The organism is Streptomyces sp. NPDC002784 (genome assembly GCF_053592135.1).
The window spans coordinates 85286-100539 of the sequence record NZ_JBSFVD010000009.1 but is presented as its reverse complement, the minus strand read 5'-3'; the positions used below and the strand labels follow the sequence as shown (position 1 = coordinate 100539).

The 15254-nt window shown below is 72.2% G+C and carries 15 protein-coding genes; 4 read left to right on the top strand and 11 right to left on the bottom strand.

The window, feature by feature from the left end; translation table 11 throughout:
* Positions 1-2 precede the first annotated feature (2 nt).
* Positions 3-734, top strand: a complete 732-nt coding sequence (gene hemQ / locus ACWD1Z_RS18540; RefSeq protein WP_351982252.1) for a hydrogen peroxide-dependent heme synthase — start codon at positions 3-5, stop codon at positions 732-734.
* Positions 735-750: 16 nt separating this feature from the next.
* On the opposite strand, the gene ACWD1Z_RS18535 is transcribed toward hemQ, so the two are convergent.
* The 3 genes from ACWD1Z_RS18535 to ACWD1Z_RS18525 form a co-directional block, all read right to left on the bottom strand.
* Positions 751-2328, bottom strand: a complete 1578-nt coding sequence (locus ACWD1Z_RS18535; protein WP_451119857.1) for an alpha/beta hydrolase — start codon at positions 2326-2328, stop codon at positions 751-753.
* 122 nt (positions 2329-2450) lie between these two features.
* On the bottom strand, positions 2451-3224 hold the full coding sequence (locus ACWD1Z_RS18530; RefSeq protein WP_451119855.1) for a TIGR04222 domain-containing membrane protein: 774 nt from the start codon (positions 3222-3224) through the stop codon (positions 2451-2453).
* 114 nt (positions 3225-3338) lie between these two features.
* Positions 3339-4625, bottom strand: a complete 1287-nt coding sequence (locus ACWD1Z_RS18525) for a DUF692 domain-containing protein (RefSeq protein WP_451119853.1) — start codon at positions 4623-4625, stop codon at positions 3339-3341.
* A 145-nt stretch (positions 4626-4770) separates the two neighbouring features.
* Here ACWD1Z_RS18525 and ACWD1Z_RS18520 point away from each other — a divergent pair, with 145 nt between their 5' ends.
* Positions 4771-5892, top strand: coding sequence for an IS630 family transposase (locus ACWD1Z_RS18520; protein WP_451119852.1), 1122 nt, complete (start codon positions 4771-4773; stop codon positions 5890-5892).
* Here the strand turns inward: ACWD1Z_RS18520 and ACWD1Z_RS18515 are convergent.
* The 8 genes from ACWD1Z_RS18515 to zapE all read right to left on the bottom strand — a co-directional run bounded on the left by ACWD1Z_RS18515 (position 5889) and on the right by zapE (position 13694).
* Positions 5889-6602 (bottom strand): peptidyl-tRNA hydrolase, encoded by a 714-nt coding sequence (locus tag ACWD1Z_RS18515; RefSeq protein ID WP_451119851.1) that lies wholly within the window; start codon positions 6600-6602, stop codon positions 5889-5891. The genes ACWD1Z_RS18520 and ACWD1Z_RS18515 overlap by 4 nt on opposite strands.
* Positions 6603-6648: 46 nt before the next feature.
* Positions 6649-6831: a hypothetical protein gene (locus ACWD1Z_RS18510; protein WP_451119849.1), complete on the bottom strand. Its 183-nt coding sequence runs from the start codon at positions 6829-6831 to the stop codon at positions 6649-6651.
* A gap of 18 nt (positions 6832-6849) precedes the next feature.
* The gene (locus ACWD1Z_RS18505) at positions 6850-7692 is read right to left on the bottom strand and encodes a polysaccharide deacetylase family protein (RefSeq protein WP_451119847.1); all 843 of its coding nucleotides are present in this window, start codon (positions 7690-7692) and stop codon (positions 6850-6852) included.
* A gap of 82 nt (positions 7693-7774) precedes the next feature.
* Positions 7775-9154, bottom strand: coding sequence for a PhoX family protein (locus ACWD1Z_RS18500; protein WP_451119846.1), 1380 nt, complete (start codon positions 9152-9154; stop codon positions 7775-7777).
* Between the two features lie 90 nt (positions 9155-9244).
* Complete coding sequence (locus ACWD1Z_RS18495; RefSeq protein WP_451119844.1) at positions 9245-10033, bottom strand: slipin family protein; 789 nt, start codon at positions 10031-10033, stop codon at positions 9245-9247.
* A gap of 112 nt (positions 10034-10145) precedes the next feature.
* Positions 10146-11600 (bottom strand): SulP family inorganic anion transporter, encoded by a 1455-nt coding sequence (locus tag ACWD1Z_RS18490; protein WP_451120027.1) that lies wholly within the window; start codon positions 11598-11600, stop codon positions 10146-10148.
* Positions 11601-11608: 8 nt separating this feature from the next.
* Positions 11609-12187 carry a carbonic anhydrase gene (locus tag ACWD1Z_RS18485; RefSeq protein ID WP_451119843.1) on the bottom strand — a complete coding sequence of 193 codons (579 nt, stop codon included), beginning with the start codon at positions 12185-12187 and terminating at the stop codon, positions 11609-11611.
* A gap of 400 nt (positions 12188-12587) precedes the next feature.
* Positions 12588-13694, bottom strand: a complete 1107-nt coding sequence (gene zapE / locus ACWD1Z_RS18480; RefSeq protein WP_451119841.1) for a cell division protein ZapE — start codon at positions 13692-13694, stop codon at positions 12588-12590.
* 104 nt (positions 13695-13798) lie between these two features.
* Between zapE and ACWD1Z_RS18475 the strand changes: the two genes are divergently transcribed.
* Both ACWD1Z_RS18475 and ACWD1Z_RS18470 read left to right on the top strand, forming a co-directional pair.
* On the top strand, positions 13799-14554 hold the full coding sequence (locus tag ACWD1Z_RS18475; RefSeq protein ID WP_451119839.1) for a pyrimidine reductase family protein: 756 nt from the start codon (positions 13799-13801) through the stop codon (positions 14552-14554).
* A 194-nt stretch (positions 14555-14748) separates the two neighbouring features.
* Complete coding sequence (locus tag ACWD1Z_RS18470; RefSeq protein WP_389420080.1) at positions 14749-15204, top strand: indole-3-glycerol phosphate synthase; 456 nt, start codon at positions 14749-14751, stop codon at positions 15202-15204.
* The last annotated feature ends 50 nt before the right edge of the window (positions 15205-15254 follow it).

Genomic DNA, 15254 nt, shown 5'->3' with positions numbered 1-15254 from the left:
CCATGAGTGACGACGCCCCCACCACCGAGTCCGGCAGGATCCCGAACAAGGGCAAGCTGGCCAAGGACCTCAACGATGTCATCCGCTACACCCTCTGGTCCGTCTTCAGGCTGAAGGACGTGCTCCCCGAGGACCGCGCGGGCTACGCCGACGAGGTCCAGGAGCTGTTCGACCAGCTCGCCGCCAAGGACGTGACGATCCGCGGCACCTACGACGTGTCCGGGCTGCGCGCCGACGCCGACGTCATGATCTGGTGGCACGCCGAGACCAGCGACCAGCTCCAGGAGGCGTACAACCTCTTCCGTCGCACCCGGCTCGGCCGCGCGCTGGAGCCGGTCTGGTCGAACATGGCGCTGCACCGTCCCGCCGAGTTCAACCGCTCGCACATCCCGGCGTTCCTCGCCGACGAGACGCCCCGCGACTACGTCAGCGTCTACCCCTTCGTGCGCAGCTACGACTGGTACCTGCTGCCCGACGAGGACCGCCGCCGCATGCTCGCCGACCACGGCAAGATGGCCCGCGGCTACCCGGACGTCCGCGCCAACACGGTCGCTTCCTTCTCGCTGGGCGACTACGAGTGGATCCTCGCCTTCGAGGCGGACGAGCTGTACCGCATCGTCGACCTGATGCGCCACCTGCGCGCGTCCGAGGCCCGCATGCACGTACGCGAGGAGGTCCCCTTCTACACGGGCCGCCGCAAGTCGGTGGCGGATCTGATCGCCGGGCTCGCCTGAGCCCCTCGGCCGCCCCTCACGTGGCGGGACGCGGCTCCGGACGCGGCGCACACGCGGTGCGCCGCACCGGAAGCCGCCCCTCCAGCAGATACGCCTCCACATGCGCGTTGACGCACGCGTTGGGCCCGCCCGCGATCCCGTGCGTCCCCGCGTCCCGCTCGGTCACCAGCACCGAGTCCGCCAGCCGCCGGTGCAGCTCCAGCGCCCCCTGATAGGGCGCCGCGGCATCCCGCTCGGCGGCGAGGATCAGCGTCGGCGGCAGCTCACCGGGCGCCGTCCGCACATCGAGCGGCCGCTGGCGCGGCGCGGGCCAGAAGGCGCAGGGCAGGTTCGCCCACACGTTGTCCCACGTCTCGAACGGCGCCACCCGGGCGAGCCGGGTGTTGTCCCGGTCCCACACCCGCCAGTCGGTGGGCCAGGCCGCGTCGTTGCACTCGACGGCCGTGTACACCGCCTTGCTGTTCTCCGCCTCGACGGCGGCCTCCGGCACCGGCGAGGCGATGTCGATCAGCGGCTTCGGATCGCCCTTGAGGTACGCCGACAGCGCCTGCGCCCGGTACGGCCAGTAGTCGTCGTAGTACCCGGCCTGGAGAAACGCCCCGTGCAGCTGTCGCGGCCCCACCTTCCCGCCCGCCGGTTCGGCGGCGAGCCGCGCCCGCGCCCGCTCGTAGCTGCGCAGCACCTTCGCCGGGGTGTCGCCCAGCCGGTACACCTTGTGGTGCTTGGCGATCCACTCCCGGAAGTCCGCCCAGCGGCCCTCGAACGCAGCCGACTGGTCGAGGTTGTTGCGGTACCAGATCTGCTCCGGGTCCGGATTCACCGCCGCGTCGAACACCATCCGGCGCACCCGCGAGGGGAAGAGCGTCGCGTACAGGGCGCCGAAGTACGTGCCGTAGGACGCGCCCATGAACGTCAGCCGCTCCTCGCCCAGCGCGGCCCGCAGGACGTCCAGGTCGCGGGCGTTGTTGAGGGAGTGGTAGTGCCGCAGCGCGCCGCCGGAACGCTGGGCGCAGCCGCGCGCGTACGCCTTGGCCCGGGCGATCCGTTCCCGCTTGTACGACTCCGAGGGGTGGGTGGGCGCCGGTGAGGGCCCCTTGACGAAGTGCTTGGGGTCCTGGCAGGACAGCGGAGCGCTGCGGCCCACCCCGCGCGGGGCGTAGCCGACGAGGTCGTAGGCGGCCGCGAGGCGCTTCCACTCGGGCATCAGGCCGATCAGCGGGAAGTACATGCCGGAGGCGCCCGGCCCGCCGGGGTTGAAGACCAGGGCGCCCTGCCGCGGCACCCGGCGCTTGCTGTTGTGCGGGTCCTTGTGGGTGGCCCGCACCCGGCTGACCGTCAGCTCGATCTGCCGGCCGTCCGGACGCGCGTAGTCCAGCGGGACCTTGACCGTGCCGCACCGCAGAGAGCCCGGCATGTCCTGCTCCTGCGAGCAGGAGCCGAAGTCGATGCCGGTCGCCCTCGCCCGCGCGGCGGCCACCACGGTGCCGCGCAGTTCGGCCAGACCCGGGACGGCCTCCGCGGCGCCGGCCGGGGTGGCGGCGAGGGAGGTCAGGAGCAACGACCCGGCGGCCGTGTGGAGGACGAGGGCTCTCATCGGGTATCCCTTCGGTGCACGGACGCAACAAAAGGGATGCTTCGGTCAGTTGTGGGCGAAGGCAAGCACCGTCCGGCCGGTGTCGGCGCCAATGCTCCCTGTGCGCCCCCTGGACGGGGGTGTCAGTCGCGCCAGCGGGGCGCGCGCTGTTCGAAGGCCGCCCGCAGGTCCGGCTCCCCGATCGCGTGGACGCCGCGCACGGCGACGGTGGTGAGGTACGTACGGTCGTCCCCGCCGCCCGTGTGCCGGGTCAGCGCGCCCAGCAGGCGCTGTCCGGCCGGTGACGCCCAGCGCGAGTACGGGTGGACCTCGACGCGCGCGATGGCCAGACAGCTCAGGGTCAGCGCGAGCGGCAGCCCGAACCAGAGGGCGACCAGATGGCGGGGCAGCTCGGTCGTGCCGGGCATGAGCAGCGCGGTCGCGCCCAGCGCCAGGACGGCCGCCGCGGCGAGCCGCACCCGCTGGACCGCGGCCGCTATGCCGGTGCGGGCTCCGTCGGGGACGGCGAGACCGGCCCGGACCAGCCGCTCGGCGAGGCTGCCCACCGCCTCCGCGTCGGCCGCGGCGTCCCGCACCGGCGCGATGCGGGACTGGCCCTCGGGCCCGATCGCCCCTATGACGGACCGTTCGATGTCGTCCCGGCCGCGCGGGTCGACGACCGTCGCCCAGCCCGTGCGGGCGAGCAGCAGCCGGCGCTGGCGGGCCATGGAGACGAGCGTCAGATCGGCGACCCGGCGCGGGCCGCCCGACAGGAACGCGGCTTCGTACAGCGTCAGATCGTGCGCTCGGCCCGCGTTCACGTCCACGGCCGCCGCGTGGACCGCGGCCAGGCACAGCCGGGTGCACGCGAGGCCGGCGACGGCCCAGGCCAGCAGCAGCAGGAGGACCCAGAACATGCCGCGTTTCTATGCCAAGGGCCCGTGCGAACGCCATGCCTTATTCACCATCCGGACGGAGCGTTGCCGATATGCAACGTTCCGTGGGAAAGGTCGGGCCGACGGGGCCCGTGTTCACCGGCGGGTCAGGGTCCGCCGTATCCGCGCCAGCCGCGCGGGCGGGCGCGGGGCCGGGCCCGAGCGCTCGCGCCGCCACCGTCCCAGCTCCCTGCGGGCGCGGCCGTCCAACGTCCCCCCGGTGTCCAGCAGGTGCCCGGCGAAGTCGAGCGCGTCGCGTCGATGGCCGCCGGTCATGGGGTTGCGCTGGGCGTAGGCGAGGAAGGCGGGACGGTAGCGCGGGCCGAGGATGACGGGCAGTTCGGGCGCGACCTTCGCCACCACGTCCGCCCGCTTCCCGGCGAGCGCCCGCGCCTGGACGCCCAGGCGCGTCCGGTCGAATCCCTCGGGTACGGGTGTCCCGGCGACGAGCGCGGACAGCAGCGCGGCCTGGGCGAGGGCGACGCGCTCGCGGGCGGCCGGGGAGGGCGGTCCCGCAAGGGGGCGGCCCACCGGGTCGGCCGGGGTCCTCGGCTCCTGGCCGCCCTTCTCGACGGCCGCCCGGATCTCCGCCAACTCCCGCTCCAGCTCGGCCGGTCCGGGGAAGTTCTCGTCGCGCTCCAGCAGGACACCGGGCGGGGCGACCCGGGAGGCGAGATCGGTGAGGATGTCGAGCACCGGCCGCGGGACCGGGTGGGCGTGGCTGTCGTGCCAGACGCCGTCCCGCTCGAAGCCGCCCGCGACATGGACGTACGCCAGGGCCTCCAGGGGGAGTTCGGCGAGCGCCTCGGCCGGGTCCTCGCCCCGGTTGACGTGGTTGGTGTGCAGGTTGGCCACGTCGACGAGGAGCCGCACGCCGGTACGGTCGGCCAGCTCGTACAGGAACTGTCCCTCGGTCAGCTCCTCGCCGGGCCACGAGATCAGCGCGGCGATGTTCTCCACGGCGAGCGGGACGGGGAGGGCGTCCTGGGCGATCCGGATGTTCTCGCACAGCACGGCGAGGGCGTCCCGGGTGCGCGGCACGGGCAGCAGATGGCTCGCCTCCAGGTGCGGTGACGCGGTGAGCGGGCCGCCCGCCCGGACGAACGCGATGTGCTCGGTGACCAGCGGCGAGCCCAGCGCCTCGGCCCGCTCGGCGAGTGCGGTCAGCCGGGCGGCGTCGGGCCGGTCGGCGCCGCCGAGGCCGAGCGAGACACCGTGCGGGATCACCGTGACCCCGCGCTCGCGCAGCCGCAGCAGCGCCGCGGGGAGATGGCCGGGGCACACGTTCTCGGCGACGACCTCCACCCAGTCGATGCCCGGCATGCGTGCCACGGCGTCCGCGATCTCCGGCCGCCACCCGATCCCCGTACCCAGTCGCTCCATCGTGGTCCCCCTCCGTCACGCCCAGCACGTGCGTGGAGGGGGTATGGCCCCGGCGCGCGGCGGTGAATCGCTTCTGCGGTGGCTTCAGAGCAACATTTGAGGTTGGGCTAGTGTCCTGCGCCAGTAGTTGATCGTTAGTAGGTATGTGACTTCTTCTGCTGGTGCGTCAGTTCCTCGTCGGGGCCCGAAACTGGAGCCGTTGCTGCTGGCTGATGATGAGCGGGCGGAGCTGGAGCGGTGGACGCGTCGGGCGACATCGGCACAGGCCCTGGCCCTGCGGGCACGGATTGTGCTGGCGTGTGCGGGACCGGAAGTACCGCCGATCGTCGCGGTCGCCCGGGATCTGCGGGTGACCGCAGACACGGTCCGCAAATGGCGTCGACGCTTCCTTGCCGGGCGGCTTGACGGCCTGGCCGACGAGCCGAGGCCGGGCCGACCGCCCACCATCGGCGTTGACCAGGTCGAAGCGGTGGTGGTCACCACACTGGAACAACTGCCGAAGAACGCAACCCACTGGTCGCGCAAATCGATGGCCGAGCACAGTGGCCTGTCGAAGTCGACCGTGGGCCGGATCTGGCGGCAGTTCCAGCTCAAGCCGCACCTGGCAGACACATTCAAAGTGTCGACCGACCCGTTGTTCATCGAGAAGGTTTACGACGTGGTGGGCCTGTACTTCAACCCGCCCGAAGGGGCGGTGGTGCTGTCGGTGGACGAGAAGTCGCAGATCCAGGCACTGGACCGCTCCCAGCCCGTGTTACCGATAATGCCGGGCATGCCCGAGCGGCGCACACATGACTACGTCCGCAACGGCCTGACCACCTTGTTCGCCGCCTTCGACGTCGCCACCGGCGAGGTCATCACAGCGTTGCATCGCCGGCACCGGGCGGTGGAGTTCAAGAAGTTCCTGATCAGGATCGACAAGCAGGTTCCCGCTCACCTGCAGATCCATCTGATCGTGGACAACTACGGCACCCACAAAACCCCTGCGATCAGGGCCTGGCTGGCGAAACACCCCCGGTTCGAGCTGCACTTCACCCCGACCGGCTCCTCCTGGATCAACCAGGTCGAGCGGTGGTTCGGCTACCTCGCCCACCAGATGATCCGCCGTGGGGCACACAAGAACATCCAGGCCCTGGAGGCTGACATCCGGGCCTGGGTCAAAGACTGGAACGAAGACCCCAAGCCGTTCATCTGGACCAAGACCGCGGAAGAGATCCTCGACTCCCTCGCCCGCCTCTGCCGACGGATCTCTGGCGCAGGACACTAGCGCAGCGCCGGGTGATCGGCGACCACCGTGCAGGAGCCGGGGGCGATCTCCGTGAAGCCCGCGTCCCGTACGACCGGCAGGCCGCTCGTGGTGAGCGCGGGCCAGCGGTCGCGGGGCGCCGTCCGTACGGCGAGCGGGAAGCCGGCGTCACGCCAGGCGGTGCGCTCCTGCTCCGTCAGGTCCCACCAGGCCAGCTGGGCGCCGTGACCGGCCTGGGCCATCGCCTTGCCGGCCGACATGCCGAGGTCGGGGTTGAGCCACAGCACCGGGGCCGCCGGGTCCGCGGCGGCCGGGGCTTCGGGGTCGTCGAGGTCGGTGCCGGAGACCTGGAGCCTGGCGAGCTCCTTGGGCCAGCCGTCGAGGGGGACGGGCGGGAACACCCGTACCTCGGCCGCCCCGCCGGTCACGGTGATGCCCGGCAGGGCCTCCGCCCGCCGCCACTCGGCGCCCCGGGCCCGTCGTACGACCTTGCGGATCCGCGCGTCCTGCCAGTCCCGCACGGCCTGGGCCCACACGCCGTCCCCGGCGGCCCGTTCGTCCGCGAGCAGCACCAGGACGGCTCGGGCGGCGGTCTCCAGGGCGTCGGTACGGGCCGGGGGAGCGGCCCGCTCGATCCGCACGACGAGCGGCAGCACGTACTGCGGGGGGAGGTCGCGGGAGGTGGGCTCGGTGCGGAAGGGGCTGTCGGCGGCGGTGGTTTCGTGGCTCACCCCGCCCAGTCTGCCAGCCGGAAGACCGGTGCCGGCTCCCGCGGATTCACCCCGAGCAGGCGGTCCGCTCGGCCTCGCGCCACTCGCACACCGGGCACAGGGTGAGGCCCTTGTACGACTCCGGGTACTCCGTCGGCTCCCGGCACAGCACGCACTCCGCGTACGGCGGCCCCTCGGCCTTCGGCGGTTTGGCCGCGTCGGCGATCGTGCAGTAGTCGGCGTCGCTCATGCCTCCAGCGTAGAACGGTCACCGGCGGTCGTGGGCGGCCCCGATCAGCTCGGAGACCCGGACGAAGCGGAACCCCTGGCGCCGCAGCTCGGGCACGATCGTGCGGACGGCGCGCTCGGTGGTGGGGGCGGCGCTGCGGGTGCAGTGCAGGACGACGACCGAGCCCGGCCGCACCCCGTCCAGCACCTGGCGGGCCACGGCGTCGGCGTCGGTGGCGAAGGCGTCCCCGCTCACCACGTCCCACTGCACGGCGGTCACCCCGGCCGGGGTCAGCGCCTTGAGCGCCCGCCGGTCGTAACACCCGCCGGGGAACCGGAAGTACGGCCGCGCGTCCGGCACCCCGGCCCTGCGGAAGGCGGCGTACGCCCGCTCCACGTCCGCCCGCATCCGGTCCTCGGGCACGGTCGGCAGCCCGTAGCAGTCGCCGGTGAAGGCGTGGTGGCTGTAGGAGTGATTGGCGATTTCGAAGAGCGGGTCCCGCCCGATGGCCCGCGCCTGGCCGGGGTACTCCTCGGCCCACCGCCCGGTCATGAACACGGTCGCGGGCACCTTCAGCTCCCGCAGCGCCCCGATCAGCCCCGGATTGTCGAACCGCTCCCCGGCCGCGGCCCGCGCTCCCTGGCCGGCGGTCATGTCGGCGTCGAAGGTGAGCGCGACGGTCTTGTCCGGGGTCCGGGGCCCGTTGGTGAAGACGGGGGTGAGTCCGGCGGGCCCCGGCGCGAGCGTCGGCGGCTGCGACGGGGCGACGGAGGTCGCGGAGGGCGCCGGACGAGCGGCCCGGGGGGCCTGGGGGGCGCCGCAGGCGGCGAGTGCGGCGCCCAGGAGACAGACGGCGGTGATGCTGCGTACACGAGTGATCACCGTATGAGAATTACGGTGATATGCCCTTCATCCGATCGCGGGCGCCGCCGACACGGGGCCGTGTCACCCGGTCAGAGGCCGGTCACCCGCGCCAGGGGCCCGTCACCGCGAACGTCGTCCCCGGGGTGTAGCAGTTGACGTACATCGTCCGGCCGTCCGGGGAGAAGGCGACTCCGGCGAACTCGCCCCACTCCGGTTCCTCCGGTGTGCCGATGTTCTGGGCGTTGCGGGCCATCGCGTAGACCTCGCCGTGCCGGGTGACGCCGTAGACGTGCTGGGTGCCGTTGCCGTCCTCGCAGACCATGAGGCCGCCGGAGGGGGCCAGGCAGATGTTGTCGGGGGATTCGCCGGGGAGCTGGATGTCCGTGTCGGGGCCGAAGACGATCACCAGGGTCAGCCGGCGGCGCTCCGGGTCGTAGCGCCAGATCTGGCCGTAGTGGTCCGCCGCCGAGCCCTCGGCGCTGCGGGCGAAGGACGACACGAAGTAGACCGAGCGGCCGCCCCAGTAGCAGCCCTCCAGCTTCTGGGCGTGGGTGATGCCCCGGGGGCCGAAGTCCTGGAGGCGGATCGGGGTCTCGGCGGCCAGGGGGTCCGGTACGTCGACCCACTCGACGCGGTCGAAGGACGCTCCCGGTTCCCGGACCGACGACAGGTCCGGTACGTCCGGCACCCGCATCGCCTGGAGGCGGCCGCCCGCCCGCAGGGAACCTCCGCCGCCGAGGGGCCTGTGGGGCAGGAAGCGGTAGAACAGGCCGAAGGGCCGCTGGAAGGCGTCCTCGGTCTCGTAGACGATGCCCCGTTTCGGGTCCACCGCCACCGCCTCGTGCTGGAAGCGGCCCATCGCGGTCAGCGGTACCGCGCCGCTGCGGTGCGGGTCGGCGGGGTCCACCTCGAAGATGAAGCCGTGGTCCTTGGTGTAGCCGTTGGTGCCCGCCTTGTCCTCGTTCTCCTCGCAGGTCAGCCAGGTGCCCCAAGGCGTGGGCCCGCCCGCGCAGTTGACGGCCGTACCGGCGATGCCGACACGCTCGGCGAGGACCTTGCCGCGGGCGTCCAGGGTCAGTGTCGTACAGCCGCCCTTGGCCTGCGGGTCGTACGTCAGGCCCTCGACCGCCGGGACGGGCAGCCTCGCGGTGTGGCGGTTCTCGTGGTTGCGGACCAGGTGGACCCGGCCGTGCCGGCCGGCCAGGGCGGTCATGCCGTCGTGGTTCGAGGGGACCTTGCCCTCTCCCGAGCGCAGGGGGTCGCCCTCGCGGGACAGGACCCGGTAGCGGAAACCTTTCGGCAGGTCGAGGAGGCCGTTCGGGTCGGGGACGAGGGGGCCGTAACCGGTGTGGCCCAGGTTCTGCGCGGCGGCCGTGCCCGCGAAGAGTTCGCTGAGGTTCCCGGCGAAGGCGATCGAGGCGCCCAGGGCGCCGGTGCGGGCGAGCATCTGACGGCGGCTCTGCAAGCCGTGGTCGGACATGGTGGAACCTTCCTGCTGGCGGACAGGACTGTGTCGACGCCGTGTCTACCATTTGGTTCCGGCCAGGTGAACCACGCGCGTAGAGCGAGTTCACTTTCCTTGCGGGCGCTCCGGCACCGGTTGCTGGGCCCGCTCCAGGAAGCGCAGCAGCTCCACCGGGAACGGCAGTACCAGCGTGGAGTTCTTCTCGGCCGCGACCGCCACCACCGTCTGGAGCAGCCGCAGTTGGAGCGCGGAGGGGGTGCCCTCCATCTGCTGGGCCGCTTCGGCCAGCTTGCGCGACGCCTGCAGTTCCGCGTCGGCGTTGATGATCCGCGCCCGCCGCTCCCGGTCGGCCTCCGCCTGCCGGGCCATCGAGCGCTTCATCGTGTCCGGCAGCGAGACGTCCTTGATCTCGACCCGGTCGATCTGCACGCCCCAGCCGACGGCCGGGCTGTCGATCATCAGCTCCAGGCCCTGGTTGAGCTTCTCCCGGTTCGACAGCAGATCGTCCAGGTCGCTCTTGCCGATGATCGACCGCAGCGAGGTCTGCGCCATCTGCGAGACCGCGAACCGGTAGTCCTCGACGTTGACGACCGCGGCGGCCGGGTCCACGACCTTGAAGTACACGACCGCGTCCACCCGCACGGTGACGTTGTCCCGGGTGATGCCCTCCTGGGCGGGCACCGGCATCGTCACGATCTGCAGGTTGACGTGGCGCAGCCGGTCCACGCCCGGCACGATCAGCGCGAGGCCCGGCTGGCGCACGGCACCGCGCAGCCGACCCAGCCGGAAGACGACCCCCCGTTCGTACTGCTTGACGATCCGTGCCGCGCAGGCGAGATAGGCCAGCCCGGCGGCCCCGGTGGCAGCGCCCGCCGCCAGCAGCTCCTCGACCATGACGACCTCCCTGTCAGAGGTCCGGGTGTACGTCTATTAGACGATATGCCCAGGTTCTCGTCGGTGGTATGCCCCGGGCCGGGGCCGCCTCGCCCCGGCCCGAGGCGGTCCGTCAGGGCGAGGTGATCCGCACCGGTTCGGTACCCGCCGCGCTGTGCCGCTCGACCCAGCTCTCCAGCGCCGTACGGCAGGCGTGGTCCAGGTGGTGCAGCCCGGACAGGTCCAGCTCCACCGGCCGGTCCTGGGGCAGGGCTTCCAGGCTGTCGAGTATCTTCGGCAGCCGCAGGAAGGTGGCGTTGCCCGACAGGTACGCCTGCACCGGTCCCGCGCCCTTGTCCACGACCTCCAGCTTCAGGTGCGAGGCCTCCCAGGCCGCCTTGGCGACGGCCAGCGCGAGACCGATGAGCACCCCCTCGAACATGCTGACCACGACGATCGACACGGCCGTGACCACGAGGATCAGCACCTCCCCGCGGTGCTCGCGCCACAGCGAGCGGATCGCGCGCACGGGGATCAGCTTGGCTCCGGCGTGCACCAGGACGCCCGCCAGGGCCGGGAGCGGGATCCAGGCCAGCACGGACGGCAGCAGCGCCGCGAACAGCAGCAGCCAGACGCCGTGCATCACCCGGGACGCCTTGGTCCGGGCGCCCGCCTGGACGTTGGCCGAGCTGCGCACGATCACCGCGGTCATCGGCAGCGCGCCCAGCACCCCGCACACGGTGTTGCCCGCGCCCTGGGCGATCAGCTCCTTGTCGTACTCGGTGCGCGGACCGTCGTGCATCCGGTCCACGGCCGCCGCGCTGAACAGCGACTCCGCGGACGCGATCAGCGTGAAGGCGATGATCGTGACCAGCAGTCCCACGTCGGCCAGCTCGCCGAAGGAGCTCAGCGACGGCGGCTGGATCGAGCCCAGCAGCCCCTTCACCTCGACGGTGGCCACCGGCAGCGCGCACACCACCGCCACCAGTGTCGCCAGCCCCACCGCCGCGAGCGGACCGGGCACCGTGCGCAGCGCGCCCGGCATCCGCCGCCACAGGACCAGGACGGCGACGGTGCCCGCGCCGAGTCCCAGCGAGGCCAACGCCTCGGTGTCACCGAGGGCGTCGGCGAGCGCGCCGGGCAGCCCGGCTATTTTCGCCGGGCCCGAGGCCGGCGCCTCGGCGCCGGCCATGGCGTAGAGCTGTCCGGCGATGATCACGAGGCCGATGCCGGCCAACATGCCCTCGACGACGGAGACCGAGATGGCCCGGAACCAGCGCCCGAGCCCGAAGGTGCCCATCAGGAGCTGGAGCAGCCCCGTGGCCAGCACGATCACCCCGAGCACGGGCAGCCCGAACTCCTGGACGGCCTCGAAGACCAGCACGGTCATGCCCGCGGCGGGGCCCGACACCTGGAGGCTGCTGCCCCGCATCATGCCGGTGACGATGCCGCCCACGATGCCGGTGACCAGGCCCAGTTCGGCCGGGACACCGGAGGCGACGGCCACGCCCACGCACAACGGCAGCGCGACCAGGAAGACGACCAGGGAGGCGGCGAAGTCCCGCCGCAGATGCGGGAAGGCGGTCATCGGCGCGCTCACAGCGCCTCGAAGGTGTCGGTGTCGGCGCGGTGTTCCCGCACGGTGCCGGTGTGCACCTCGTAGTACCAGCCGCGCAGGGTCAGTTGACCGTCCGTCAGCTTCTTCTCGATGAACGGGTACGAGGCGAGCCGCAGCAGCTGGGTGCGGACGTGGCTCTGGACGCCCTCGGTGACGGCCGGGTCCTCGGCCGCTCCGGTGGGTCGCGGGGTCGCGTGCGTCAGCCAGTCGCGCACGGCGGGTACGGCGCTCAGGTCGTCGCCGCGCACCAGCGCGCCGACGGCACCGCAATGGGAGTGGCCGCAGACCACGATGTCGCCGACGCCGAGGACCTCCACGGCGTACTCGATGGTGGCCGCCTCGCTGGTGGGGTGCTCAAAGGCGTACGGCGGGACGATGTTGCCCGCGGTGCGCAGCTCGAAGAGCTCGCCGGGGCGGGCGCCCGTGATCAGGGCCGGCACGACTCGGGAGTCCGAGCAGGTGATGAAGAGCACCTGCGGGGACTGGCCTTCGGCGAGCTTGGCGAACTCCTCAGGGCGCTGTCCGAAGGCACGGGCGTTGTCGATGAGGGGCTGCATAGGTGGTCACTCCTCCTGGCGCGCCGCACAGGGGCGCGTCGGACGGGCAGGACAAAGCAGAGTGGGGAACTGCTCTGCTGATCAGCGGCCGTGGACCTGGCAGACCCGGAGCGCCCGGGCTCTGGCCTTTGCATGACGGACCGTGTGCGCGGGTGTGAAGGGCGCGGCCGGAGCGAAGAATCCGCGGGCGGACAGGGCGGCGGCGAGGGCCGATATCGCGGTCACATCCGTCGTACCTCGGAACACGCGCCCTCCTCCGATCGCCCCGCACCTCTAGTACGCCCCAACAGTTGGTCAACCGCTGGTCAAGAAACACGGTAACCCTGCAAAGTTGTTTGCAGGGTCAACTTGGCGCTTCGCGCGGAAGAGAGCGTGAAAAGTGGGGTGGGCCTGGCGTGAACTAAGCGGTTTGAACGAGGCCCTTCGCATCCCGGGCGAGCGCGGTGAGGCGGGAGATCGCGCGGAAGTACTTCTTGCGGTACCCGCCCTTCAGCATCTCCTCGCTGAACAGCTGATCGAACGGCAGCCCCGAGGCCAGTACCGGCACTTCACGGTCGTAGAGCCGGTCCGCGAGCACCACCAGCCGCAGCGCCGTCGACTGGTCCGGAACCGGCCGCACACCGGTCAGGCACACCGCCGTCACGCCGTCGGTCAGCGCGCCGTACCGGCTGGGATGCACCTTCGCCAGGTGCTCCAGCAGCCGCGGGAAGTCGTCGAGCGAGGCGCCCGCGGTCGCGTGGGCCGCCTGGGTCACCTGCTCGTCGCCGAACGGCGCCGGGGCCTCGGGCAGGCCGCGGTGGCGGTAGTCCTCGCCGTCGATGCGCAGCGGGCGGAAGTGCGCCGACAGGCCCTGGATCTCCCGCAGGAAGTCGGCCGCGGCGAAGCGGCCCTCGCCGAGCTTGCCGGGCAGCGTGTTGGACGTGGCGGCGAGCGCGACACCGGCGTCGACCAGCTTGCCGAGCAGCGTGGAGACGAGGACCGTGTCGCCGGGGTCGTCCAGCTCGAACTCGTCGATGCACAGCAGGCGGTGCCCGGACAGGGTCTGCACCGTCTGCTGGAAGCCCAGGGCGCCGACGAGGTTGGTCAGCTCCACGAAGGTGCCGAACGCCTTGCGGGACGGCTCGGCGGGGGTGGCGTGCCAGAGCGAGGCGAGCAGGTGGGTCTTGCCCACGCCGTAGCCGCCGTCCAGGTAGACACCCCGCGGGCCGGCGGGGGCCTTGGGCGCCTTGGGCCTGCCGAGGCCGAAGAAGCCGCGCCTGCCGGAGCCGCCCCCCGCCTGCGCGCCGCCGAGCCCCGCCGCGAAGGACTCCAGGACGTGGACCGCCTCCGTCTGGCTCGGCTGGTTCGGGTCCGGGAGGTAGGTGCCGAAGCGGACCGAGTCGAAGCGGGGCGGGGGGACCATCTCGGCCACCAGCCGGTCCGCGGGGACGCGGGGCTCACGGGAGCAGAGGGACAGGGGGGTCGCTTCGGCTATCGGGGACTCGCCGGCGGAGCTGGAGGAGGACACGTTCACCGATTTTAGGGGGTGGCGGGCGGGCGGCCTTTCCGGTGCGGGCCGGCCGGGGGTGCTCGCGCCGGTATGTCCTCGCCCCCGCGTGGAACACTGCCCGCATGCGACGCCTGTTCCCAGTGACCGATCAGACGGACGACCGTGAGTGGACGCTCGACGAGCTGGCCGACGTCTACGCCTATCCCGGCCCCACCGCACCATGGCTGCGCGCCAACATGGTCTCCACGCTCGACGGGGCCGCCCAGTACGACGGCAAGTCGCAGCCGATCTCCAGCGCGACCGACATGCGGATCTTCGGCACCCTGCGGGCACTGGCGGATGTCGTGGTCGTCGGTGCGGAAACGGTACGCCAGGAGGGGTACCGGCCCGCACGCGCGCGTGCCGAGTTCGCGGCGCGGCGCGAGGCGGCCGGGCAGACGCCCGCACCGGCCATCGCGGTCGTCACCGCCGGGCTCGACCTGGATTTCTCCCTTCCGCTTTTCGCCTCGCCGCTGGTGCCGACGGTCGTGCTGACCGGTGCCGGGGCGGCCCCGGACCGGGTCGCCGCCGCGGAGAAGGCGGGGGCGCGGGTGCTCTTCGCCGGTGACGGCGCCGGGGTGGAGCCCGGCCGGGCCGTCCAGGCCCTCACCGGACTCGGGTACCGGCGGCTGCTGACCGAGGGCGGGCCGCGCCTGCTCGGCCAGCTGATCGCGGCCGGGGTGCTCGACGAGATCTGCCTGACCGTGTCCCCGATGCTCACCGCGGGGAACGCGCAGCGGATCGCGGACGGGCCCCCGGTGGAGCTGCCCCGGAAGTTCGCACTGATGTCCTTGCTGGAGGAGGAGGGATTCCTCTTCACCCGGTACGGCCGGGTGTGACGGGGAAGGCGGGGGCGGGGAGGCGCCGACGTGGGCGCCGCGGCCCCGAAAACAGCGGAATCACCCGTTCCGTTTAGCTTCCGGCGGGCACACTAAAACTCGCAGTCCCCGTGCGATCACGGGGCAGGATGGTTTCCGCAGGGCCTTGCCGGGTCCTGTCGCAGAAGGAGCGCCTGGTGTTCAGAAGCGTATTGATGATCGAGAAGGCCCTGACGTCCGCGGACGTGGAGTTCGTCACCACGCTGCACGGGGACGAGCCGGTCTCCTTTCATGTGCTGCTCCAGCCGCGCGGCGACCAGGCCGATCGCCTGCTGCGGGCCATCGACGACGTGGCGCTCGGCGAGCTGGACGAGGCGGCGCGGGAGCACGAGACGCCGGAGGGCGAGGAGGCCAGGGGATTCGGGGAGCGGGCCCTCGCCGTCTCCCTCCAGGCGCTGCGGGCGTCCGGCAGCGAGGCGGACGGGCGGCTGATCGAGGATCATCCGCTGGACGCGCTGAAGTCCCTGGTGGACGAGGTGCGGGCGGACGAGGTGATCGTCCTCACCGATCCGCACTACGTGGAGGAGTTCTTCCACCGCGACTGGGCCTCGCGGGCCCGGCACAAAGTGGGAGTGCCGGTGCTGAAGCTGTTCTCGCACAGCAAGGCGTAGGTCCTCGGGGGGCCGCCGCACACCATAGGCTGGGGGGGCACCTTCACCGT

Coding starts and splice junctions, on each gene's coding strand:
- ACWD1Z_RS18530 (WP_451119855.1), bottom strand. CDS start 3,224: ATGTTCTGGGTCCTCCTGCTGCTGCTGGCCTGGGCCGTCGCCGGCCTC.
- ACWD1Z_RS18485 (WP_451119843.1), bottom strand. CDS start 12,187: ATGCAGCCCCTCATCGACAACGCCCGTGCCTTCGGACAGCGCCCTGAG.
- ACWD1Z_RS18535 (WP_451119857.1), bottom strand. CDS start 2,328: ATGAGAGCCCTCGTCCTCCACACGGCCGCCGGGTCGTTGCTCCTGACC.
- ACWD1Z_RS18500 (WP_451119846.1), bottom strand. CDS start 9,154: ATGTCCGACCACGGCTTGCAGAGCCGCCGTCAGATGCTCGCCCGCACC.
- ACWD1Z_RS18510 (WP_451119849.1), bottom strand. CDS start 6,831: ATGAGCGACGCCGACTACTGCACGATCGCCGACGCGGCCAAACCGCCG.
- ACWD1Z_RS18490 (WP_451120027.1), bottom strand. CDS start 11,600: ATGACCGCCTTCCCGCATCTGCGGCGGGACTTCGCCGCCTCCCTGGTC.
- ACWD1Z_RS18470 (WP_389420080.1), top strand. CDS start 14,749: ATGATCGAGAAGGCCCTGACGTCCGCGGACGTGGAGTTCGTCACCACG.
- ACWD1Z_RS18525 (WP_451119853.1), bottom strand. CDS start 4,625: ATGGAGCGACTGGGTACGGGGATCGGGTGGCGGCCGGAGATCGCGGAC.
- ACWD1Z_RS18495 (WP_451119844.1), bottom strand. CDS start 10,033: ATGGTCGAGGAGCTGCTGGCGGCGGGCGCTGCCACCGGGGCCGCCGGG.
- hemQ (WP_351982252.1), top strand. CDS start 3: ATGAGTGACGACGCCCCCACCACCGAGTCCGGCAGGATCCCGAACAAG.
- ACWD1Z_RS18475 (WP_451119839.1), top strand. CDS start 13,799: ATGCGACGCCTGTTCCCAGTGACCGATCAGACGGACGACCGTGAGTGG.